This is a genomic window from Streptomyces meridianus (assembly GCF_023703325.1).
GTDB lineage: Bacteria > Actinomycetota > Actinomycetes > Streptomycetales > Streptomycetaceae > Streptomyces > Streptomyces meridianus.
Window position 1 is genome coordinate 44,015 of the sequence record NZ_JAMQGM010000002.1, and the last position, 21,230, is coordinate 65,244.

The 21,230-nt window shown below is 69.4% G+C and carries 21 protein-coding genes and 1 riboswitch; of the genes, 7 read left to right on the top strand and 14 right to left on the bottom strand.

Annotated elements, in window-relative coordinates:
• Nucleotides 1–249: 249 nt before the first annotated feature.
• Nucleotides 250–507, top strand: a complete 258-nt coding sequence (locus M1E25_RS01860; RefSeq protein WP_003983230.1) for a WhiB family transcriptional regulator — start codon at nucleotides 250–252, stop codon at nucleotides 505–507.
• 154 nt (nucleotides 508–661) lie between these two features.
• Here the strand turns inward: M1E25_RS01860 and M1E25_RS01865 are convergent, their stop codons facing one another.
• The 3 genes from M1E25_RS01865 to M1E25_RS01875 form a co-directional block, all read right to left on the bottom strand.
• The gene (locus tag M1E25_RS01865) at nucleotides 662–2,131 is read right to left on the bottom strand and encodes a sensor histidine kinase (RefSeq protein WP_251409029.1); all 1,470 of its coding nucleotides are present in this window, start codon (nucleotides 2,129–2,131) and stop codon (nucleotides 662–664) included.
• A gap of 289 nt (nucleotides 2,132–2,420) precedes the next feature.
• Entirely contained in the window at nucleotides 2,421–3,494 is a 1,074-nt protein-coding gene (locus M1E25_RS01870) for an SIS domain-containing protein (protein WP_251408405.1), read from the bottom strand.
• A gap of 54 nt (nucleotides 3,495–3,548) precedes the next feature.
• On the bottom strand, nucleotides 3,549–5,090 hold the full coding sequence (locus M1E25_RS01875; protein WP_251408408.1) for a glycoside hydrolase family 3 protein: 1,542 nt from the start codon (nucleotides 5,088–5,090) through the stop codon (nucleotides 3,549–3,551).
• Between the two features lie 294 nt (nucleotides 5,091–5,384).
• Between M1E25_RS01875 and M1E25_RS01880 the strand changes: the two genes are divergently transcribed.
• From M1E25_RS01880 to M1E25_RS01905, 6 genes are all read left to right on the top strand, one after another.
• Nucleotides 5,385–6,158, top strand: a complete 774-nt coding sequence (locus M1E25_RS01880) for a GntR family transcriptional regulator (protein WP_251409032.1) — start codon at nucleotides 5,385–5,387, stop codon at nucleotides 6,156–6,158.
• 205 nt (nucleotides 6,159–6,363) lie between these two features.
• Entirely contained in the window at nucleotides 6,364–6,621 is a 258-nt protein-coding gene (locus M1E25_RS01885) for a DUF3311 domain-containing protein (RefSeq protein ID WP_251408411.1), read from the top strand.
• Nucleotides 6,621–8,243, top strand: coding sequence for a monocarboxylate uptake permease MctP (gene mctP / locus M1E25_RS01890; protein WP_251408414.1), 1,623 nt, complete (start codon nucleotides 6,621–6,623; stop codon nucleotides 8,241–8,243). The genes M1E25_RS01885 and mctP overlap by 1 nt, the downstream gene beginning before the upstream one ends.
• A gap of 182 nt (nucleotides 8,244–8,425) precedes the next feature.
• Complete coding sequence (locus tag M1E25_RS01895; RefSeq protein ID WP_372500497.1) at nucleotides 8,426–9,223, top strand: hypothetical protein; 798 nt, start codon at nucleotides 8,426–8,428, stop codon at nucleotides 9,221–9,223.
• A gap of 189 nt (nucleotides 9,224–9,412) precedes the next feature.
• Nucleotides 9,413–9,537: riboswitch (cobalamin riboswitch) on the top strand.
• A gap of 150 nt (nucleotides 9,538–9,687) precedes the next feature.
• On the top strand, nucleotides 9,688–12,096 hold the full coding sequence (locus tag M1E25_RS01900; RefSeq protein WP_372500508.1) for a ribonucleoside-diphosphate reductase subunit alpha: 2,409 nt from the start codon (nucleotides 9,688–9,690) through the stop codon (nucleotides 12,094–12,096).
• A complete protein-coding gene (locus tag M1E25_RS01905; protein ID WP_251408417.1) occupies nucleotides 12,096–13,163 on the top strand; it encodes a ribonucleotide-diphosphate reductase subunit beta in 1,068 nt (355 codons plus the stop codon). The genes M1E25_RS01900 and M1E25_RS01905 overlap by 1 nt, the downstream gene beginning before the upstream one ends.
• Nucleotides 13,164–13,264: 101 nt before the next feature.
• Here M1E25_RS01905 and M1E25_RS01910 read toward each other — a convergent pair whose 3' ends face one another.
• The 11 genes from M1E25_RS01910 to M1E25_RS01960 form a co-directional block, all read right to left on the bottom strand.
• Entirely contained in the window at nucleotides 13,265–13,522 is a 258-nt protein-coding gene (locus M1E25_RS01910) for a hypothetical protein (RefSeq protein WP_251408420.1), read from the bottom strand.
• A gap of 341 nt (nucleotides 13,523–13,863) precedes the next feature.
• Nucleotides 13,864–14,193, bottom strand: coding sequence for a hypothetical protein (locus tag M1E25_RS01915; protein ID WP_251408423.1), 330 nt, complete (start codon nucleotides 14,191–14,193; stop codon nucleotides 13,864–13,866).
• A gap of 142 nt (nucleotides 14,194–14,335) precedes the next feature.
• Nucleotides 14,336–14,782 (bottom strand): hypothetical protein, encoded by a 447-nt coding sequence (locus M1E25_RS01920; RefSeq protein WP_251408426.1) that lies wholly within the window; start codon nucleotides 14,780–14,782, stop codon nucleotides 14,336–14,338.
• Between the two features lie 245 nt (nucleotides 14,783–15,027).
• Nucleotides 15,028–15,414, bottom strand: coding sequence for a hypothetical protein (locus M1E25_RS01925; RefSeq protein WP_251408429.1), 387 nt, complete (start codon nucleotides 15,412–15,414; stop codon nucleotides 15,028–15,030).
• A gap of 262 nt (nucleotides 15,415–15,676) precedes the next feature.
• Entirely contained in the window at nucleotides 15,677–15,955 is a 279-nt protein-coding gene (locus tag M1E25_RS01930; protein ID WP_251408432.1) for a hypothetical protein, read from the bottom strand.
• 355 nt (nucleotides 15,956–16,310) lie between these two features.
• Nucleotides 16,311–16,586 carry a hypothetical protein gene (locus tag M1E25_RS01935; protein ID WP_251408435.1) on the bottom strand — a complete coding sequence of 92 codons (276 nt, stop codon included), beginning with the start codon at nucleotides 16,584–16,586 and terminating at the stop codon, nucleotides 16,311–16,313.
• A gap of 321 nt (nucleotides 16,587–16,907) precedes the next feature.
• Nucleotides 16,908–17,177 (bottom strand): hypothetical protein, encoded by a 270-nt coding sequence (locus tag M1E25_RS01940; RefSeq protein WP_251408438.1) that lies wholly within the window; start codon nucleotides 17,175–17,177, stop codon nucleotides 16,908–16,910.
• Nucleotides 17,178–17,458: 281 nt separating this feature from the next.
• Entirely contained in the window at nucleotides 17,459–17,725 is a 267-nt protein-coding gene (locus tag M1E25_RS01945) for a hypothetical protein (RefSeq protein WP_251408442.1), read from the bottom strand.
• Nucleotides 17,726–17,941: 216 nt separating this feature from the next.
• Nucleotides 17,942–19,087 carry a hypothetical protein gene (locus M1E25_RS01950; RefSeq protein ID WP_251408443.1) on the bottom strand — a complete coding sequence of 382 codons (1,146 nt, stop codon included), beginning with the start codon at nucleotides 19,085–19,087 and terminating at the stop codon, nucleotides 17,942–17,944.
• A 380-nt stretch (nucleotides 19,088–19,467) separates the two neighbouring features.
• Entirely contained in the window at nucleotides 19,468–20,121 is a 654-nt protein-coding gene (def, locus tag M1E25_RS01955) for a peptide deformylase (RefSeq protein WP_251408446.1), read from the bottom strand.
• A 60-nt stretch (nucleotides 20,122–20,181) separates the two neighbouring features.
• On the bottom strand, nucleotides 20,182–21,162 hold the full coding sequence (locus M1E25_RS01960; RefSeq protein ID WP_251408449.1) for a tetratricopeptide repeat protein: 981 nt from the start codon (nucleotides 21,160–21,162) through the stop codon (nucleotides 20,182–20,184).
• Between the last annotated feature and the right edge of the window lie 68 nt (nucleotides 21,163–21,230).

Consider the following 21,230-nt stretch of genomic DNA (forward strand, 5'->3'; position numbering starts at 1 on the left):
GATCGACACGACACCAAGGAATCAAAAAAAACTTCCTTGAAGGGGTTGTATCCGCCGCCGAGGTTTGCGAGTCTCTTCATGGCGATCGGGACGGCCTCGCAAACCGGCCTCCCTGAAAGCCGAACCCCCTCCACTTCCTTCGGGACCGCACCAGTGAACTGGTCGTCGGCCCCGTGCCCTGCGGAGGGATTCGTGAAAGCGTTCACATTCACAAGCAATCAGTCTGTATTACAAGGAGATGGAGCAGCCATGGACTGGCGTCACCGCGCCGTTTGCCGCGAGGAAGACCCCGAGCTCTTCTTCCCCATCGGCAACACCGGTCCTGCGCTGCTGCAGATCGAGGAAGCCAAGGCCGTCTGCCGTCGCTGCCCCGTCATGGAGCAGTGCCTGCAGTGGGCACTGGAGTCCGGCCAGGACTCCGGTGTATGGGGTGGCCTCAGCGAGGACGAGCGCCGCGCGATGAAGCGCCGCGCCGCTCGCAACCGGGCGCGCAACGCCAGCGCCTGACACCCCCTGGGCTTCAGGGCGACGCGTACACCGACGTCTTCGCCCGCGAGCCGCAGCGCGCAGTACCCCCGATGCGCTCAGCAACGTGAGCAGTGAGCCCCGGCCAGGATCCACGGCCGGGGCTCACTGCTGTCCGCAGCCGGGTACGCCGGCGTTAGCGCTTGACCGTCCGCACCGGAATGTCGAGCACGACCCGGGTGCCGCGTTCGGGCGCCGGCACCATGTCGAACGTCCCGCCGAGCTCGCCCTCCACCAGGGTCCGCACGATCTGAAGTCCCAGGTTGCCCGCGCTCTGCGGGTCGAAGCCCGCAGGCAGACCGCTTCCGGTGTCCTCCACCACGACGAGCAGCCGGCCGTCGGCGGGCTTGCCGCTCCGGGTCGCCGAGACGTCGACCGATCCCCGCTCCCCCGGTCCGAAGCCGTGCTCCAGCGCGTTCTGCAGCACCTCGGTCAGGACCATGGACAGTGGAGTGGCGACCTCCGCGTCCAGGATTCCGAACCGGCCCGTCCGTCGGCCCGTCACCCGTCCCGGCGAGATCTCGGCCACCATGGCCAGCACCCGGTCCGCGATCGCGTCGAAGTCCACGCGCTCGTCGAGGTTCTGCGAGAGCGTCTCGTGCACGATCGCGATCGAGCCCACGCGGCGGACCGCCTCCTCGAGCGCCTCCCTCCCCCGGGCCGACTCGATCCGCCGGGCCTGGAGGCGCAACAGGGCGGCCACCGTCTGGAGATTGTTCTTCACCCGATGGTGGATCTCCCGGATGGTGGCGTCCTTGGTGATCAACTCCCGCTCGCGGCGGCGTAGTTCCGTGACATCCCGCAGCAGGATCAGCGCGCCGATCCGGGTGCCCTTCGGCTCCAGCGGAATGGCACGCAACTGGATCACGCACTCGTCGCCCTCGACCTCGGTCTCGCGTGGGGCCCAGCCGCTGGCGAGCTTCACCACCGCTTCGTCGACCGCGCCCCGGGACGGGGCGAGTTCGGCGGTGATGCGCCCCAGATGGAGGCCGACGAGATCCGCGGCAAGCCCCAGGCGATGGTAGGCAGACAGGGCGTTGGGGCTCGCGTACTGCACCATGCCGTCGGCGTCGAGACGGATCAGCCCGTCACCCACCCGCGGCGAGGCATCCATGTCGACCTGCTGCCCCGGGAACGGGAACGAGCCCGCCGCGATCATCTGGGCGAGGTCCGAGGCGCTCTGCAGGTACGTGAGTTCCAGACGGCTCGGGGTCCGCACCGTCAGCAGGTTCGTGTTGCGCGCGATGACGCCGAGGATCCGCGCCGCACGGCGCACCGGGATGGACTCGACCCGTACCGGGACCTCCTCACGCCACTCCGGATCACCCTCGCGGACGATGCGGCCCTCGTCCAGCGCCATGTCCAGCATCGGCCGGCGCCCCCGGGGGACGAGGTGCCCCACCATGTCGTCCTGGTACGAGGTGGGCCCGGTGTTGGGGCGCATCTGGGCCACGGAGACGTAGCGGGTGCCGTCCCGGGTGGGCACCCACAGCACGAGATCGGCGAAGGAGAGGTCGGAGAGCAGCTGCCACTCCGAGACCAGCATGTGCAGCCACTCGAGGTCGGCGTCGTCGAGGGCCGTGTGCTGGCGTACGAGGTCGTTCATGGAGGGCACAACCGGAGCCTACCGGCGGGTCGGAAATCCGCAGCACAGCCATGGACACCGCAGAGTGGTCTAGTCCACAATGGGACGACAGAACGTCCGCCTTCCACCGCACAGGAGGGCGGAGCGAGGCCGCGGCGCTCTCTGCCCTGACTGCTCCCGGTCTCCCGGTCGGCTCACCGGCCGCGGGGCTGCTCGCCCCGCGCCGCACGGGCCGGCGCAGACTCCGGGCTGCGGTGCCGGACGGGTCGAGGGTCCCGTCCCGGTGCCGCGGCCCGAAGTGTTTCCGGCTTCAGCGGGTCTCGGTGATCTTCGCCAGCGCCCGCGGCGCATCGGGGTCCTGGCCCCGCGCCACCGTGACCGCGTGCGCCAGCATCTGCAGCGGAAGGATCTCCAGCACCGGCTGCACCTCCTCGGCGACCCCCTCGGTCGGCAGCGCGAACCCGGCGGACGCCGCGGCGGCCTCGGCACGGCTGCCGACGACGACCAGGTCCGCGCCCCGTCCCCGCAGCCGCTCGAGCACCGGCTGCAGGGCCTGGCCCCCCTTGCCGTCGGGGACGATTGCGATGACCGGCGAGATGTTGTCGACCATGGCGAGCGGACCGTGCAGCAGATCGGCCCCCGAGTAGGAGAGCGCCGGGATGTAACTGGTCTCCATCAGCTTGAGCGCGGCCTCCTTCGCGGTCGGGTAGCCGAAGCCGCGGGAGGTGAGCACCATGCGTTCGGCGAAGCGGTAGCGGCCGGCCAGCACCGTGACCTCGTCCCGTCGGGCCAGGATGCCGTCGGCCAGATCGGGCAGCACCCGGGCCGCCGAGCCGTCGCCGCCCCGCATGCCCTCCACGAAGAGGTAGAGCGCCAGCAGTTCCGCCGTGTACGTCTTGGTGGCCGGGAGCGCCTTCTCCGGGCCCGCGAGCACGTCGATGTGGAACTCGCAGACCTGTGCGAGCGGTGAACCCGCGTTGTTGGTGACCGCGAGGGTCGTCGCCCCCGCCTCGGCTGCCGCCCGTGCGGAGGCGACCAGGTCCGGGGAGCCGCCGGACTGGCTGACGCTCACCACCAGGACGTCCCGGAGGTCCGGCTCGGCGCCGTAGGCCGTGGTCGTCGACATGGACGTCAGACCGCACGGTTTCCCGAGCCCGACCTCGATCAGGTACTTCGCGTACAGAGCCGCGTTGTCGGAGGTACCCCGGGCGGTGAGCAGGACGAAGCGCGGGGCGCGGGCCGCCACCTGCCGGGCGACCTCCCGGATCCGCGGAGCGCCCTCGTCCAGCAGGCGGCGCAGCACCGTCGGCTGCTCGGCGGTCTCCGCCGCCATGTACCGTCCCGGTTGCTGAGCGCTCGGCGGTTCGGAGCGTACGGATGACATGCGGCTCTGCCTCCAGATCTGGGTATCGGGCACTGCGCGGCGGGAATGCGGGGATCAGGAGCCGTCGCCGCGGCCGGTGATGACTTCGGCGGCCGCCAGGCCGCAGACCCGGGCGGCGCCATGGGTCGCGATGTGCAGGGCGCCCGCCGGTTCCGCCATCGGCACCCCGGTCTCCACGACGAGCGCGTCCGGCCTGGCGGCGAGCAGAGCGTGCAGCGCCTCTGCCATCCAGCTGTGCCGGTGAACGTCACGGACCACGACGACGAGCGTACGGTCCGCTGCGGCATCGAGTACGCCCGCGACGGTCGCGGGCAGGGCGCCGTCGGACACATCCTCACGGCGATACGTACGCGATCCGGTGCCGGGCAGCAGCCGGGCCAGCTCTGCGGCCACGCCCCACGCGGACTCGTCGCCCGCCGCCATGTTGGCCAGCGGCGTGAAGGCGGCCACGAACACGGGCCCGGTCAAAGGTTCGTACGGATACCGGCCCACGGTGACCCGCAGCGCGCGGCGGGCCGCTTCGAGCCCCACTCCGGGCGCCGGCTCCACCGGTTCGCCGCGACCGTCGGGACTCCCGGCCCATGCGGCGAGGGCGCGGACCCGGGACGCCGCTTCGGCGACCCGCTGCTCGGGGAGGACTCCGGTCCACACGGCGCGGACGATCGCGTCGCGCAACCGCAGGACCGTCCCCTCGTCCGCCACACCGCCGCCGACGCAGATGGCGTCGGCGCCCGCCGCGATCGCCAGCACGCTGCCGCGCTCGATGCCGTAGGCGGCGGAGACCGCTCGCATTTCCATCCCGTCGGTGACCAGGAGCCCCTCGAAGCCCAGCCCCCCTTCGGACTCGGGCGCGCGCAGCAGTCCGGTGAGGGCGGTCCGGCTCAGGGTCGCGGGCCGGTCCGGGTCCAGTGCGGGCACCAGGATGTGGGCGCTCATCACGGCCTTGGTCCCGGCCGCCACCGCGGCCCGGAACGGAACGAGCTCGCGGGTCTGCATGGTCTTGAGGTCGGCACGGATCCGCGGAAGGTCGAGGTGCGAGTCGACCCGGGTGTCCCCGTGCCCCGGGAAGTGCTTCGTGCAGGCCGCGACCCCGGTGGACTGCAGGCCCTCGACGTACGCGGCGGTGTGACGGGCGGCGAGTCCGGGGTCTTCACCGAAGGAACGCACGCCGATGACCGGGTTGTCCGGGTCCGAGTTGACGTCGGCGCACGGCGCCCAGTCGAGGTCGATACCGCACTCGGCAAGGCGCCGGCCGAGTTCCCGGGCCACGGACCGGGTCAGCGCGGGATCGTCCACCGTTCCCAGGGCGAGGTTGCCGGGGAAGGACGAACCCGTCCGCGTCTCCAGCCGGGTCACGTCGCCGCCCTCCTCGTCGACGGCGACGAGGACGTCCCCACGCTCGGCACGGAGACCGGACGTCAGAGCCCGTACCTGGTCCGGCGACTCGATGTTGCGGGCGAACAGGCCCACCGCACCCAGTCCTTCACCGACCAGCCGGAGCAGCCAGTCGGGCGGGGTCGTGCCGCCGAATCCGGGCTGGAGGAGGCAGAGGGCGTCCCGTCCGAGTTCGCCGGTTCCGCTGTAGCGGGTCGTCATGGGGGTGCGTCGTCCCTTCGCAGCGCCCATCGGTGGCCGTCGGCTCGCGATCCGAGGTCTTCTCCTCAACCGGCCGGATGTGGTCTTTAATGGTTTAGACCAGCCTCCCTGGCAGGGTCACCCGCGGCGGGGGGCGTGTCAAGGGGGCACAAGGAGGGCAGCCGCGATCCGTCACCGGGCGCACCGACGGCGGTTCCACGGGCCGGGGGCGGCACCCGGGCCGTCACGCGGCGGGAGCGGCTACGGACGGAGGAGCCGGTGACGACCGCAGGACCGGGGACGGAAGGGCTGATCATGCAGGGTCACGGGGCTGCCGGGAACGGCGGCCAGGGCGGGGTGGGGGCCCCGGCACGCACTCCGCGCGTCCCGAAGTACTACCGGCTGAAACGGCATCTGCTGGAGATGACCGAGACCCTGGCGCCCGGCACTCCGGTCCCCCCGGAACGCACGCTCGCCTCCGACTTCGACACCTCCCGGACCACCGTGCGGCAGGCGCTCCAGGAGCTGGTCGTCGAGGGCAGGCTGGAACGCATCCAGGGCAAGGGCACCTTCGTCGCCAAGCCCAAGGTCTCGCAGGCACTCCAACTGACCTCGTACACCGAGGACATGAGGGCTCAGGGACTCGAACCGGCGTCACAGCTCCTGGACATCGGCTACGTCACGGCCGACGACCGGCTGGCCGGGCTCCTCGACATCACCACCGGGGACCGCGTACTGCGCATCGAACGGCTCCGGCTGGCCAGCGGCGAGCCGATGGCGATCGAGACGACCCATCTGCCGGCCCGGCGGTTCCCGGCGCTGCGCCGCAGCCTCGTCAAGTACGCCTCGCTCTACACGGCGCTGGCCGAGGTGTACGACGTCCGCCTCGCAGAGGCGGAGGAGACCATCGAGACCGCGCTCGCCACGCCCCGGGAGGCGGGACTGCTCGGCACCGAGGTGGGGCTGCCGATGCTGATGCTGTCCCGGCACTCGCGCGACGCTGGCGGGGAGCCGGTGGAATGGGTGCGTTCCGTCTACCGCGGTGACCGCTACAAGTTCGTGGCCCGGCTGAAGCGTCCCGCGGACTGACGCCCCGTGGTGGACCGCGCGCACCGTCGCGGAGAGCGGCCGGCTGGGTCCGGCACCCCCTCGCCGCTCGCCTCAGGAGCCTCTGACCTGCGGTTGAGCGAAGCGTGTCCGTACCGATATGCGGACGGGGGATGACGCTGGGCGACGCCTCCCATAGATTTCCTGCCAGTTTCCAGGTGATCGCTCAAGGGACGGAGCTGCAACGATGCCACAACCAGCAAGGAGTCCGGACAGTCTGCCCGTTGTCACACCTGCTCGCGTGATCGCGGGCGTGTGCCTCATCCTGCCGTTCCTGGCGATGCTCTGGGTCGGCTCGTACAGCCGGATCGAGCCGACGCTGATCGGCATGCCGTTCTTCTACTGGTACCAGATGGTCTGGGTGCTCGTCTCGACCGGCCTGACCATGCTTGCGTACACCCTGATCCGGCGCGACCGGCGCGCCCGCCGGGGAGGTGAGCAGTGATGAACGAGGGCGTCAACATCGTCGCACTTGCGGTCTTCGTCTTCTTCTTCATCGCCGTCACGGTGATGGGCTTCCTCGCGGCGCGCTGGCGGCGCGCCGCCAACTCCGACAATCTGGATGAATGGGGCCTGGGTGGCCGTAGCTTCGGCACCTGGATCACGTGGTTCCTGCTCGGCGGCGACCTGTACACCGCCTACACGTTCGTGGCCGTCCCGGCCGCGATCTACGCGGCGGGCGCGGCCGGCTTCTTCGCCGTGCCGTACACGATCCTGGTCTACCCGCTGATCTTCACGTTCCTGCCGCGTCTGTGGTCCGTCTCGCACAAGCACGGGTACGTCACCACGTCGGACTTCGTGCGTGGCCGGTTCGGCTCGAAGGGCCTGTCGCTGGCCGTCGCACTCACCGGCATCCTCGCCACGATGCCGTACATCGCGCTCCAACTCGTCGGCATCCAGGCCGTTCTGGACGTGATGGGCGTCGGCGGCGGCGAGTCCACGCACTGGTTCGTCAAGGACCTCCCGCTGCTGATCGCGTTCGGCGTGCTCGCCGCGTACACCTACTCCTCGGGTCTGCGGGCTCCCGCGCTGATCGCGTTCGTCAAGGACACGCTGATCTACATCGTCATCGCGGTGGCGATCATCTACATCCCGATCAAGCTGGGCGGCTTCGAGGCGATATTCGCGAAGGCCGGGGACGCGTACAGCAAGACCAACCCGGCGACCGGCCTGCCGGCCGGAGCACTGGTTCCGGGCGACACGGCCCAGTGGGGCTACGCAACGCTGGCGCTCGGTTCGGCGCTGGCGCTGTTCATGTACCCGCACTCGATCACGGCGACGCTCTCCAGCCGCAGCCGTGAAGTGATCCGCCGCAACACCACGATTCTGCCGCTGTACTCGCTGATGCTCGGCCTGCTGGCCCTGCTCGGCTTCATGGCGATCGCCGCCGGGATCAAGGTGAAGAACGGACAGCTGGCCATTCCCCAGCTCTTCGAGACCATGTTCCCGGACTGGTTCGCAGGCGTGGCCTTCGCGGCCATCGGCATCGGCGCGCTGGTGCCGGCGGCCATCATGTCCATCGCCGCGGCGAACCTGTTCACGAGGAACATCTACAAGGACTTCCTGAAGCCGGATGCCACGCCGGCCCAGGAGACGAAGGTCTCGAAGATCGCTTCGCTGCTGGTGAAGGTCGGTGCGCTCGTCTTCGTCCTCACCATGGACAAGACGGTCGCGATCAACTTCCAGCTGCTGGGCGGAATCTGGATCCTGCAGACCTTCCCGGCACTGGTCGGCGGCCTGTTCACCCGCTGGTTCCACCGGTGGGCGCTGATTGCCGGCTGGGCCGTCGGCATGATCTACGGCACCGTGGCCGCCTACGGCGTGGCCAGCCCCACTCAGAAACACTTCGGTGGCAGCTCGGCCGTTATCCCGGGAATCGGGGAGATCGGCTACATCGGCCTGACGGCGTTCGTCCTGAACGTTCTGGTCGTCGTGGTTCTCACCTTCGCCTTCCGGCTCGCCAAGGCTCCCGACGGCCTCGACGAGACGTCCCCGGCGGACTACACGGCGGACGCGGGCGATCCGGGCGTCCAGCAGGAACTCCCCTCCCCGACGGGCGCTCACTGACGCCTCCGCCGGCGCACGCGTCACCTCGTCACCAGGCGTCGCCCCCCTTTCCTCTCCCGGGGAAGGGGGGCGACGCCGTTCGGACACTCCCCTCGGCGTACGGCGCTTGCCGCGCGGAGGACGACGCCCGGCCGGCGGATCCGCGTCACAGTGGCGGTCCGGACGACGGTGAAGGAGCCACGGTGACAACCACAGCAGACCCCGGTGCGGGCGCCGGCCCGCGCGCGAGGGCGGCATGGGCGGACATCCGCCCCGTCGAGCGCGCCTGTTACGCGACCGGACTGGCCCTGATGGTCTCCGGCATCTTCCATCTCGGGGTCTTCGCGGTCGACGGCGGCCCCTGGGACGGTCCCGTCTCCTGGCGCAAACCGACCACGTTCGGGGTGTCCTTCGGCCTGACGCTGATCACCGTCACCTGGGTGGCCTCGTACCTGGCGCTGCGGCCCCGGCTGCGCACGGTGCTGCTGACGGCGCTGGCCGTGGACAGCGTCCTCGAGGTGACAGGGGTGACCTTGCAGGCCTGGCGCGGCGTACCCTCGCACATCAACCGTGAGACGCCCTTCGACTCGACGGTCTCGACCCTGCTGGCGGCGGGCGGTGGCGTCCTCGTTCTCGTCCTGACCACCCTCGCCGTGCAGGCTTTCGGACGCGGCTCCGCGCAGCAGCGGCCGAGCATGCGGCTGGCACTGCGCGCCGGATTCGCCGCCATGCTCGTCGCCCTCGCCTCCGGCGCCGCAATGATCGCCCGCGGGGTGGCGACCGAGAAGGCCGGTGACCGGCAACTGGCCTACCACGTCGTCGGGTTCCTCAAACCGCTGCACGGCGTCTGCCTCCACGGCGTCCTCGTGCTGCCCGCCCTCGCCTGGCTGCTGTCCCGCACCGACTGGCCCGAATGTCGCCGCACCCGCGCGGTGACGGCGGGCATCTGCTGCTACGCCCTGGCGGTGCTCGGCGCGGGAGCGCTCTCCCTCGCGGGCTGAGCCGGCTTCCGCGGGCCGGGCCCCGGAGTTCCGCGGATGTTTGGGATCGGGAACGCCCCACGAATCCGAGACCTGCGATCCGGTGCCTGCACGGGTCGTTCGCCGGCCCTCGACTGTTCCCCCTGCAAAGGGCGATTCTGACGGCGAGACACAACATCTGGTGCTGCCCACGGAAGATGGCACAACATGTATGCTCATCGAGCTGTCGCCGCAGGGGAATCCGGTGCAAATCCGGAACTGTCCCGCAACGGTGCAGACGTGCCCTTTTCGCTGCACCGTCAAGTCCGGCCACCTGCCGACAGCCCGCCCGGATCGACCGAACCGGGCGTTGCATCGTCCGGGCCTCGTGGGGTGGGCCGACGGGCATCGAGGCGGCAGGTCCGGCCCTGACGGACGTGTGCCCGCATGCGCTCGTCGCTCCCCCCGCCAGGCCTGCGCAGAGAGGGAGAGCTCACGTGAGCATCGTGTCCGCATCACCTGCGGCGACGAGCCGGCGGTCAGCTGACGGCATCGAGAACGAGGGTGGCCCCGGAGCCGCCCTGCTGCGCACCCTGACCGACCTCGCCGCCGACCTCCCGTCGACCGACCCCGGACGGGTCGCGGCCTCCGCGCTGCGTGGCCGCCACGAGGGTTCGGACGAGGCCGAGTTGCGGGCGCTGGCCGCGGAGGCCGCGGCGGGGCTCATCTCCGAGGACCCCGAGTACTCCCGCCTCGCCGCCCGGCTGCTGACCCGGGCCGTGGCGGACGAAGCCGCGGGCCAGGGGGCGGTCTCCTTCTCCACCTCCGTCGCCGTCGGCCACCGCGCCGGACTGATCGCCGACGACACCGCGGAGTTCGTCCGGTCGCACGCCCGAGGCCTCGACGCCCTGGTCGAGACAGCCCTGGCCGAGGGCGCCGACGACCGCTTCGGCTACTTCGGCCTGCGCACCCTGCACAGCCGCTATCTGCTGCGCCACCCGACAACCCGTCAGGTGATCGAGACACCCCAGCACTTCATGCTGCGCGTCGCCTGCGGTCTCGCCGAGGGCGCGAGCGAACGAGCCGTGGACGACGTCGCCTCGCTGTACCGGCTGATGAGCCGCCTCGACTACCTCCCGAGCTCCCCCACCCTCTTCAACTCCGGCACCCGTCACCCGCAGATGTCCTCCTGCTACCTGCTGGACTCCCCGCTGGACGAACTCGACTCGATCTACGAGCGCTACCACCAGGTCGCCAGGCTGTCGAAGCACGCAGGCGGAATCGGCATCCCCTACAGCCGCGTGCGCTCGCGCGGCTCGCTGATCCGGGGCACCAACGGGCACTCCAACGGAATCGTGCCGTTCCTGCGCACCCTCGACGCCTCGGTGGCGGCGGTGAACCAGGGCGGCCGGCGCAAGGGAGCCGCCTGCGTCTACCTCGAGACCTGGCATGCCGACGTCGAGGAGTTCCTGGAGTTGCGGGACAACACCGGCGAGGAGGCCCGCCGGACGCACAACCTCAATCTCGCGCACTGGATCCCGGACGAGTTCATGCGACGGGTCGAGGCAGACGCGGACTGGTCGCTGTTCTCGCCCTCCGATGCGCCCGAACTGGTCGACCTGTGGGGGGAGGAGTTCGACACGGCCTACCGCCGGGCCGAGGCGGAAGGCCGCTTCACGAAGCAGGTGCCCGCCCGGCGGCTCTACGCGCGGATGATGCGGACGCTGGCCCAGACCGGGAACGGCTGGATGACGTTCAAGGACACGTCCAACCGCACCGCCAACCAGACCGCCGGGCTCGGGGCGGTCGTGCACTCGTCGAACCTCTGCACCGAGATCCTCGAGGTCACCGACAACGGCGAGACCGCCGTCTGCAACCTCGGATCCGTCAACCTCGGTGCGCACCTCGGGGACGACGGCGAGATGGACTGGGAGCGCCTGGACGCCACCGTGCGCACGGCGGTGACGTTTCTCGACCGGGTGGTCGACATCAACTTCTACCCGACCGAGCAGGCCGCGGCGTCCAACGGCCGCTGGCGCCCGGTGGGCCTGGGCGTGATGGGCCTCCAGGACGTCTTCTTCCGTCTGAAGCTGCCGTTCGACTCCGCGGAGGCCGTCGGCCTCTCCACGCGGATCGCCGAGCGCATCATGCTGGCGGCCTACGAGGCCTCCTGCGACCTGGCCGAGCGGCACGGCCCGCATCGCGCCTGGTCCTCGACCCGGGCATCCCGCGGAGTCCTGCACCCCGACCACTATCCGGACGCAACTGCGGACCCGGAGCTGACGGACCGCTGGGCCGCACTGCGCACCCGGATCGCCGCGACCGGCCTGCGCAACTCGCTGTTGCTGGCCATCGCGCCGACGGCCACCATCGCCTCGGTCGCCGGGGTGTACGAGTGCATCGAGCCGCAGGTGTCCAACCTGTTCAAGCGCGAGACCCTGTCCGGCGAGTTCCTCCAGGTCAACTCGTACCTGGTCGAGGAGCTGAAGCAGCTCGGAGTGTGGGACGCCCGGACGCGCGAGGCCCTGCGCGAGTCCAACGGCTCGGTGCAGGACTTCGCCTGGATCCCCGAGGACGTGCGCCGGCTCTACCGCACGGCGTGGGAACTGCCGCAGCGCGCCCTGATCGACATGGCCGCGGCCCGTACGCCCTACCTGGACCAGAGTCAGTCGCTGAACCTCTTCATGGCCTCGCCCACCATCGGCAAGCTCAGCTCGATGTACGCCTACGCCTGGAAGCAGGGCCTGAAGACCACCTACTACCTGCGGTCCCGGCCTGCCACCCGGATCGCGCGAGCCGCCGCCGGCACGTCGGCCGCGGCCCCCGCCGCGACCGTTCCCGCCCAGCAGGCGAGCCCGGACGAGGCGATCGCCTGCTCCCTGGAGAACCCCGAGTCCTGCGAGGCATGCCAGTAATGACCACCCCCGCCCCCACCCCCGCCACGGCCGCCCACACGGTGGACACCGCGACGTCCGGCCGGGAGAAGAACCTGCTGGACCCGGGGTTCGAGCTGACCCTGCGTCCGATGCGCTACCCGGACTTCTACGAGCGCTACCGCGATGCGATCAAGAACACCTGGACCGTGGAGGAGGTCGACCTCCACTCGGACGTGGCCGACCTCGGCAAGCTGTCCCCCGGGGAACAGCACATGATCAGCCGTCTCGTCGCGTTCTTCGCGACGGGTGACTCGATCGTCGCGAACAACCTGGTGCTCACCCTCTACAAGCACATCAACTCCCCCGAGGCGCGGCTGTACCTGTCCCGGCAGCTGTTCGAGGAGGCGGTGCACGTCCAGTTCTATCTGACTCTGCTGGACACGTACCTGCCCGATCCGGACGACCGGGGCGACGCGTTCGCCGCCGTCGAGAACATCCCGTCGATCCGCGAGAAGGCGCAGTTCTGCTTCCGCTGGATGGACTCGGTGGAGCGGATCGAACGACTGGAGACCAAGGCCGACCGCCGCCGGTTCCTGCTCAACCTGATCTGCTTCGCGGCCTGCATCGAGGGCCTGTTCTTCTACGGGGCGTTCGCCTACGTGTACTGGTTCCGCTCACGGGGCCTGCTGCACGGTCTGGCGACGGGCACCAACTGGGTGTTCCGCGACGAGTCGATGCACATGGACTTCGCATTCCAGGTAGTCGACACGGTGCGCCAGGAAGAGCCCGACCTCTTCGACGAGGAGATGGGCCGGCAGGTCACGGCGATGCTGGAGGAGGCGGTCGAGGCCGAGCTGCAGTTCGCGCGCGACCTGTGCGGGGACGGCCTGCCGGGTATGAACACCGACTCGATGCGCGAGTACCTGCAGTGCGTCGCCGACCAGCGGCTCGCGCGTCTCGGGCTGCCGGCGCGCTACGGCTCGTCGAACCCGTTCTCGTTCATGGAGCTCCAGAACGTCCAGGAGCTGACGAACTTCTTCGAGCGCCGGGCGTCCGCCTACCAGGTGGCCGTCGAGGGCTCGGTGGCGTTCGACGACGATTTCTGACGAACCGCAGGCCGGCCGGGGGCGGGACGAGGCCCCCGGCCGGCCGGGCTTGCGACTCAAGGGGGAGGTGATGGCAGCCCCGCAGGGCGGCCACCGGTACGTCAGCCGCTGATCGTGACGGTGCAGACGGTCGTGGCGGCGCCACCCTCGCCACCGGTGGACGACGCTTCCCCGATCGTGTAGTCGCCGACCGCGGCGTCACCGGAGGCGCCGCCTTCGCCACCGGTGGCGGAGCACTCCTGCGTGACGACCACGGTCACCGGGTCCTGGGTGGGGGCGGCCTGGGCCGTGCCGACGCCGAGGGCGCCCATGCCGCCGAGCATGGCAACGACGACAGCAGCCTTCTGAAGCTTGCGCATCACATCTCCAACTCTGCGAGGTCTACACGATCAGTCACTGATCATGCTCGTACAGTGACGAAGTTAGTCGGATTCTCCGGCTCCGCCACTTGGAGAGTGGAATCCGCGGTGATCGGGTTACCGCCCGCATCATGCGGCCGCACCGGCATCGCTTCGGGGCCACACGGGGCCCCGGACCGGGAGGTGACAAACGATGACGAGAGCCGCCTGCGCCGCCCAGGACCGCCGAGCACCGCATCGCCCGACGGCACACCACGTCATATGGCAGCCGGACACACGAGGGCCCCTCGCCGTGAAGCGAAGGGCCATCGGAAGCCTGGAACGCAGTTCGCGGGCGGGCTCTACGAGCGGAAGCTGCGGCCGTTCTGCACGCACACACTGCCCGTGGCGACCGACCCCGTGGTCCTTCCGTTCGCGTCCTGGACCGGCGTCTCGATGCGGCTCGGCGTGCCCTGGCAGCTGAGCGTCTGCTCGCTGACGACGGTCACCGAACGGCCGTCATCGGTCGTGTAGCTGTACTGGTCGCTGTAGGAGCAGCGGGTGACGTTCCCGCTCGTCGTGCACTGCTCACCGTTGCCGTCGTCCGCCTGGGCGGCGACTGCACCGAGAGCCATCAGGACAATGCCCCCCAGGACTCCCGCGACGACGGCCGGTTTCGTTGCTCTACGCATGTCTCTGTTCCTTTGATCGGTTACGGAGCTGTTCTCGAAGCACCCACAGGACCTGCAGCGCCGGCATCGCCCGGGCAGAACGCCGGGGGACCGGACGAGCGGGCCCCGGAGAGGAACCCGCTCGTCGTTCGGCCTTCGCGGGTCAGTCGTCGAAGGACGGGCCCGTCTGCGGGCAGATGTTGCCGATGTTCTGCTTCGCCGTCGAGTCACCGAACACGGTGATGGCGACATTGACGGGCATGAACACGTTGTTGTTCTCGTAGTCGCAGTCAAGGCGCTGCGGGTTGTGCACGGGAACCGTGGGCTCCCCCGCGGCCCCGTTGGCCGTTCCGTTCTCCGCGGCGGCGCGGTCCTCCGTGGCCGTCTCGTCCTGCGCGGCCACGCTCTCCTGACTCTTCGCGCTCTCCTGCGCGGCCGGCTCCTTCTCGGCCTGCTTGGCCTTCTTCGCGTCGTGCGACTTGGCCGCGTGCGACGTCACCTTGCGGCCGTCCGTGCCCTTGCCCACATGGGCAGCGGCCGTACCCGCACCGAGCATGCCGACGCTGCCGACCATGAGCGCCACCACGGCGGCCTCGCGAAGCTTGCGCATCACATCTCCAGTTCAATGGACTTGACACGTTCAGTGATCAGTCGTGCCCCTGAGTCAGGGCAACTCTATACGCCTATGTCGGGTTTTAAAGCTCTTGCCCGGCGGGTCGCCTCATTGGCTGCCGCCCTCGTGCGCTACGCAACGTCAACTCCGCGGCGGCCACCCCGCCGGCGCGAGGTGGCGAGGAGATGCCGCAGGGCGGGTCCCGGACGAACTCCCGGAACCCGCCCTGCGATGAAGCGAAATCAGTCCTCGCCGTCCCCGAAGACCGGGCCGGTCTGCGCACAGACGTTGCCCAGGTTCATCGTCTGCGTGGAAGCGCCGCCGACGGCCGCCACAGTGGCCTGGCTCAGGAGGCTGGCCGAGTTCTCCGTGTAGCTGCAGTCCATGTACTGCGGGTTGTTGACGATGAAGTCGGGCGCCTCGAGCGCCTCTTCCTTCTTCGACTTGTGGTGACCCTTGTCACCCTTGTCCCAGCCCTTGTCGGAGTCGTGGTGACCCTTCTCCGACTCGTGGTGGCCGTAGCCCTTCTCCGAGCCGTACATGTCGTTGGCGAAGGCCGAGCCGGCGCCGAACATGCCGACGCTACCGACCATGACGACCACCACAGCGGCCTTGCGAAGCTTGCGCATCACATCTCCAGTTCCACGGGGTTGACGCAGCACACGAGGGCCACGTCCACAACAATTGGCAACTATAGGCAGCAATGGACCTTATGCAGTACTTTAGGATGGAATCGCCAGTTTTTCGACCGAGCGGAGTCTCTCGGCGGGACCATTCGGCACAATGCGCCGACAAACGCCACGCAGCCGGTGCGGGAAGCCCTGCACCATTCGGGGTCGGGCTCCGGAGCCCACGCTCCGGAGCCCGACCCCGACAGGCAGTCAGCCCCGATCAGCTCTCGAAGGCCGGGCCGGTCTGCGCACAGACGTTGCCCAGGTTCATCGTCTGGGTGGCGTCACCCAGAGCCTCACCGCCGGTGATCTGGCTCAGGACGGACGCGCTGTTGCCGCTGTACGCGCAGTTCAGGAACTGCGGGTTGTTCACGACGAAGTCGCCCGGAGCCTTGCCGCCGCCTCCGTTGGAACCGTGGGCAGAAGCCGCCCCGGCACCGAACATGCCGACGCTACCGACCATGACGGCCACCACAGCGGCCTTGCGAAGCGTGCGCATCACATCTCCATTCCCATGAGAATCGACAAGATCGGCGATCGATCATGCCTCTACAGGACACGAACTCTATGCACGAATGAGAACTTCGATCGCTCTTGACACGGTCAGCAAATGTTGCCACTCATTTGCATCGGTTCCTTCGCCCCGGAGGCGCACACCGGTGGCGAACAGTGCCGCATCGCTGGGCACTTGATGAAGCGTCATAGCATCAGGAACGACATGGCGCCGCGGCGGCCCGAGGCGGCCCACCCCTCGGGCCTGCCGGCTGCAGGCGCTCGCCGGCCGTCCCCGGCAAACACGGGAGAGCGGGCCCCGAACCGGAGTCCGGGACCCGCTCGATCCGATCGACGACAGGTCAGCCCTCGAAGACCGGGCCGGTCTGCGCGCAGACGTTGCCCAGGTTCATCGTCTGGGTGGTGTCACCGTCGACAGCGGCACCCGTGACCTGAGTGAGGCCGGTCGCGGTGTTGCCGCTGTACTCGCAGTTCATGAACTGCGGGTTGTTGACGATGAAGTCGCCGAGGCCCGTGCCGCCGTCACCGTGACCACCGGCAGCCGCAACGCCGGCGCCGAACATGCCCATGCTGCCGACCATGACGGCCACAACCGCAGCCTTGCGAAGCTTGCGCATCACATCTCCATTCCCATGAGAATCGACAAGATCGGCGATCGATCATGCCGCTACCGGACAGACACTCTATGCATCGATGGGAGTTTCACTGCATTTTGGCACGATTTGTGAATGCAATGACTCGAATGGCCCGCCTCCCACGCACGGACGGCTGCGATCCGCGCCGTACACCCGCAGCCTGACGGAGCCTTGCGACCGGAGCCCCGCACCACGCACGCAAGGGCCGGACCGCGCAGCTCCCACATCCGGCGGACAGCAGACGGACGAGTGCGGGCCCCGGACCGGAGTCCAGGGCCCGCCTCATTCGAGCAACAGCAGCGCTCAGCCGCCGAAGACGGGGCCGGTCTGCGCACAGACGTTGCCCAGGTTCATCGTCTGGGTCGCGTCACCCGTGACAGCGCCGGTGGCCTGCGTGAGGGCGGTCGCGCTGTTCTCGCTGTACGCGCAGTTCAGGAACTGCGGGTTGTTGACGAGGAAGTTGCCGCCACTGCCACCGCCGTCGTGACCACCGGCAGCCGCGACACCGGCGCCGAACATGCCCATGCTGCCGGCCATGACGGCCACAACCGCGGCCTTGCGAAGCTTGCGCATCACATCTCCATTCCCACGAGAGTCGACAAGATCGGCGATCGATCATGCCCCTACAAGACGGAAACTCTATGCATAGATGAGATTTTCGGACGGTTTTGACGCGCTTCATCTTGACAATGACTCATTCGCACCAGAACGCACCCTGCGAGGCGGATGAACGGCGGGAGGGGCCACACGAGACGGCGTCCTCATGACCGGCCGACAGCCGAGCCGCCGACACACGAGGGCGGAACCCCGGACCGGAGTCCGGGGTTCCGCCCTTACCCGATCGTCGACGACGCTCAGAAGTCGAAGCGCGGACCGACCTGCGGGCAGACGTTGCCGAGGTTCATCGTCTGGACAAGGTCGCCCGTAACGGCCGCAGGGACCTGAGTCAGACCGCTCGCGGTGTTGTTGGTGTAGGCACAGTTCAGGAACTGCGGATTCTCGACGGTGAAGTCACCACCGCCACCTCCACCGTGGCCACCGGCCGCAGCCACACCGGCACCGAGCATCCCCATGCCGCCCACCATGACGGCCACCACAGCAGCCTTACGAAGCTTGCGCATCACGTCTCCACTTCCACGAGATCCGGACACGGTACGTCGCCGTCCGTGCTGTTTCCGTAATGGAGCTTATATGCTTTTTGTCGTCTTTGTTCGTTGTGGAGTTCTTCAGGGTGACGGTGTTTCACCTGGTGGGACCAGCCGCAGGCACGAAGCCCCCGAAGGGCGTGAACCCTTCGGGGGCTTCGCGGTACGCGGTACGACGATGCATTGCGAGCGTCAGCGGATGTCCGCGACGCCGAGCTGACGGCAGGTCATGCTCTGCAGGCGCATGGGCTTGTTGCTGTCGGTGGGGTAGACGTTGACCTCGTGCAGCGTCCGCTCGTTGCACATCTCCGGACGCAGGGCGTCGAGCTCCGCGTCCAGCCGGTTGACCGTGGGAGCCGCCTGGGTGTTGACCTGCTCCGTGACCGTCTGCTGACGCGGGGCCTGCCGCCGCTCGCGGTCCTGCCGCGGAGCCTGGTTCTGCTGCTGCGTGGCCTGCTGGTTCTGCGACTGCTGCTGCGGGGCCTGCTGCTGCGGCACCTGTCGCTGAAGCTGCTGGTTCTGCTGCGGGGCCTGGTTCTGCTGCTGAGCCTGGGGCACCTGGTTCTGCGACTGCTGCTGCGGAACCTGGTTCTGCTGCGGGGCCTGGGGAGCCTGGACCTGCGACTGCTGCTGCGGAACCTGCTGGTTCTGCTGCGGGGCCTGGTTCTGCTGCGGAACCTGGTTCTGCTGCTGAGCCTGGGGCACCTGGTTCTGCGACTGCTGCTGCGGAGCCTGCTGCTGAACCTGCTGGTTCTGCTGCTGAGCCTGGGGGGCCTGCTGCTGAGCCTGCGACTGCTGCTGCGGAGCCTGCTGCTGAAGCTGCGGCTGAGCCTGAGCCTGCCGCTGGGCCTGCTGCTGCCGGACCTGCTGCGCCAGATCGGACATGCGGTAGTGCGGAGCCTGCTGAGCGTGCTGTTGCGTGGCGGGCTGCTGCACACCCAGGTCCTGTGTCCCCACGGACACCCCCTGCTGCTGCGACTGGTCCTGTCGCTGCGGAGCCTGCGCCTGCTGCTGACCCTGGTTCTGCTGCTGCGATGCCTGCTGCTGGGACTGGTCCTGCTGCTGCGGAGCCTGGTAGCGCGCCCAACCGGAGGTCTGCTCCCGCATCGCGGACTGCCGCATCTGCTGCTCGGGACTCTGCTGCCGGGCCTGCTGCTGCGGCGCCTGCTGCTGGGACTGCTGCTGCGGCGCCTGCTGCTGTGCACCCTGGTCCTGCTGCTGCGGAGCGGCCTGCTGACCGCCGGCGGGGGGCGCGTCAGCGGCGGCACTGCCCGCACCGATGGTGGCCAGGCCACCGACCGCAGCGACGACGATCGCGACCTGCTGAAGCTTGCGCATGTTTCCCTTTGCCCTTCGTACGTCTGCACCGCGCTTTGGTTACCCAGTGCAAGTGCGGGGAGACTAACAGTAGGCAAACGTGGGCATGCCTCCTCCCAGGGCCCCGTGTCAGGCGGTGCCGACGAGGGCGCCACTGCCCTCAGCAGGCCGTTTACCGGGTACTCCCGGGAGCGCTCCGGTCCGCTGCCACCCCTGCGGGGGCCGCTGGATGGCGCATCATCTCAAGCCGATCGTGCTGCCCTGGCGTCAAGGCATTGACGAGTGAGTCATGCTCGCGACAAGCCTGGTCTTCCGCGGAGAACGGGGAACGCGAGAGGCCGGCCCCGGCGGGCCGGCCTCGTCACCGGTCGTCGTTGCGGGGCGGATGCCCCGACGTCGCGCTAGTCGTTCGGAACCGTCTCGTAGCGCGGCGTGCCCTCGGCCATCTGCCGCAGGGCGTCCTTGCGGTCGCGCTTGGACAGCCGGTCGATGTACAGGTAGCCGTCGAGGTGGTCCGTCTCGTGCTGGAGGCAGCGCGCGAAGTAGCCGGTGCCCTCGACGGCGATCGGGTTGCCCTGGAGGTCCTGGCCACGGCAGATCGCATAGTCGGGCCGCGGCAGTGAGGCGTACGCGGTCGGAACCGACAGACAGCCCTCGTTGGAGTCGTCGAGCACCCGGCGCTCCGCCGGCAGTTCGTCGATCACCGGGTTGCAGATCGCCCCCACGTGCCGGACACCGTCGTCGTCCGGGCAGTCGTACACGAACACCCGGAGATCCACGCCGATCTGGTTGGCCGCCAGGCCGACGCCCTCGGCCGCCCGCTGGCTGGCGAACATGTCGTCGACCAGCCGCTCGAGCCCGTCACCGAACTCGGTCACGTCCTGACAGCGCTTGTGCAGCACCGGGTTGCCCACCACAGTGACCGGCCTAGCGGTGCCGCGCTCGCGGTGCGCCTTCTCACGGGCATCGGCGTCGACCGTGTCGTCCAGGAACTGCGGGCCGGGCCCGGTCTCCCCCTGCTGGTTCTCGTCCTCGAACACCGACTGCTGCGCCATCTCCGCCGTACGCCTTCCTCAGTTCCCCGTCACGCGATCCCGTACAGACTACGGGGGCCCTCAGCAGACCTCTTCCAGATCCCGCCACTCACGGGTGTCCGGGCTGTCCGCGACCCAGCCGTCGAGCATCCCCCGGACCAGTGCGGAGGGGGCGGCTATCCCGCACTCCCGCTCCGGTACCCACAGATCGCCTGCTGTCCGGTGGCCCAGCGGCCCGGGGTGGCCGGGTTCGCTGTGATCGTGCGGATCGAGGTGCTCGCCGTCCCCCTCGTCGCTCGGCATCCGGCTCTCGGAGCACATCCGGCACAGCAACCGCACCGACGAAGACCAGTCCTCCGCGGCGTACCCGGCGTCCGCCGCCAGTTGCTCCAGCGCGTCTCGGTCCGCCTCGGTCGCCGCCTCCAGCAGCACCACCCACGTGGGCACCGGCGACGGCGCCCACAGCTCGATCTCGTCGAAGACCGGGAACGACGGGCCGGAGGAGATGGTCCGCTCACCGTGCGGAACGCCGTCGTGCAGCACCACTTCGCCCCAGCGCCGTCCCGACGACGGCAGCGGAATGCTCAGCACCTCGATACGGGCCGGGTCCAGCCGCCGGCCCCAGACCACCTCGGCCTCGCCCTCCGGCGACAGCCGCACGGCCGCACTGCCGAGTTCCATGCCCAGTGGCTCGCCCGACGAGGTCTCCTCGCCGGGAACCTTCAGCCCGTACGCCTGCCACGCCCGGCGGGCCAGCGCCCAGTCCTGCAGCGCGGTGGCCGCGATGCCCACATTCCACCAGTCCGGGGCACCCGTCTCCCGGTCGAGCAGGGCGACGGCGCGCAGGCCCGCGGAGCGCGCCTGCTCCCAGTCGTGCCGGAACTTGTGCAGCAGCGCGAGATTGAACCAGGACTCCGCAAGCCACGGCTCGAGATCCGCCGCGCGGGTCAGCAGAGCGCCCGCGTCCTCGTAACGGCCGTCACCGATGAGCGTGAACGCGCGGTCCGTCGCCTGCCGCCACGAGGCGGAGGGCCGGTGCCGTACCTTTCCGAAGATTCTCACGATTCCCGCCTGCCGGTTGCCCCTTGTTGCCAGTGCCGCGCCGCCGGCCTCGTGTCGCCGGCTGTGCC

Bases quoted from the DNA above. Each gene is read 5' to 3' on its own strand.
- M1E25_RS01860 (WP_003983230.1), top strand. From the start codon at position 250: ATGGACTGGCGTCACCGCGCCGTTTGCCGCGAGGAAGACCCCGAGCTC.
- M1E25_RS01865 (WP_251409029.1), bottom strand. From the start codon at position 2,131: ATGAACGACCTCGTACGCCAGCACACGGCCCTCGACGACGCCGACCTC.
- M1E25_RS01870 (WP_251408405.1), bottom strand. From the start codon at position 3,494: ATGTCATCCGTACGCTCCGAACCGCCGAGCGCTCAGCAACCGGGACGG.
- M1E25_RS01875 (WP_251408408.1), bottom strand. From the start codon at position 5,090: ATGACGACCCGCTACAGCGGAACCGGCGAACTCGGACGGGACGCCCTC.
- M1E25_RS01880 (WP_251409032.1), top strand. From the start codon at position 5,385: ATGCAGGGTCACGGGGCTGCCGGGAACGGCGGCCAGGGCGGGGTGGGG.
- M1E25_RS01885 (WP_251408411.1), top strand. From the start codon at position 6,364: ATGCCACAACCAGCAAGGAGTCCGGACAGTCTGCCCGTTGTCACACCT.
- mctP (WP_251408414.1), top strand. From the start codon at position 6,621: ATGAACGAGGGCGTCAACATCGTCGCACTTGCGGTCTTCGTCTTCTTC.
- M1E25_RS01905 (WP_251408417.1), top strand. From the start codon at position 12,096: ATGACCACCCCCGCCCCCACCCCCGCCACGGCCGCCCACACGGTGGAC.
- M1E25_RS01910 (WP_251408420.1), bottom strand. From the start codon at position 13,522: ATGCGCAAGCTTCAGAAGGCTGCTGTCGTCGTTGCCATGCTCGGCGGC.
- M1E25_RS01915 (WP_251408423.1), bottom strand. From the start codon at position 14,193: ATGCGTAGAGCAACGAAACCGGCCGTCGTCGCGGGAGTCCTGGGGGGC.
- M1E25_RS01920 (WP_251408426.1), bottom strand. From the start codon at position 14,782: ATGCGCAAGCTTCGCGAGGCCGCCGTGGTGGCGCTCATGGTCGGCAGC.
- M1E25_RS01925 (WP_251408429.1), bottom strand. From the start codon at position 15,414: ATGCGCAAGCTTCGCAAGGCCGCTGTGGTGGTCGTCATGGTCGGTAGC.
- M1E25_RS01930 (WP_251408432.1), bottom strand. From the start codon at position 15,955: ATGCGCACGCTTCGCAAGGCCGCTGTGGTGGCCGTCATGGTCGGTAGC.
- M1E25_RS01935 (WP_251408435.1), bottom strand. From the start codon at position 16,586: ATGCGCAAGCTTCGCAAGGCTGCGGTTGTGGCCGTCATGGTCGGCAGC.
- M1E25_RS01940 (WP_251408438.1), bottom strand. From the start codon at position 17,177: ATGCGCAAGCTTCGCAAGGCCGCGGTTGTGGCCGTCATGGCCGGCAGC.
- M1E25_RS01945 (WP_251408442.1), bottom strand. From the start codon at position 17,725: ATGCGCAAGCTTCGTAAGGCTGCTGTGGTGGCCGTCATGGTGGGCGGC.
- M1E25_RS01950 (WP_251408443.1), bottom strand. From the start codon at position 19,087: ATGCGCAAGCTTCAGCAGGTCGCGATCGTCGTCGCTGCGGTCGGTGGC.
- def (WP_251408446.1), bottom strand. From the start codon at position 20,121: ATGGCGCAGCAGTCGGTGTTCGAGGACGAGAACCAGCAGGGGGAGACC.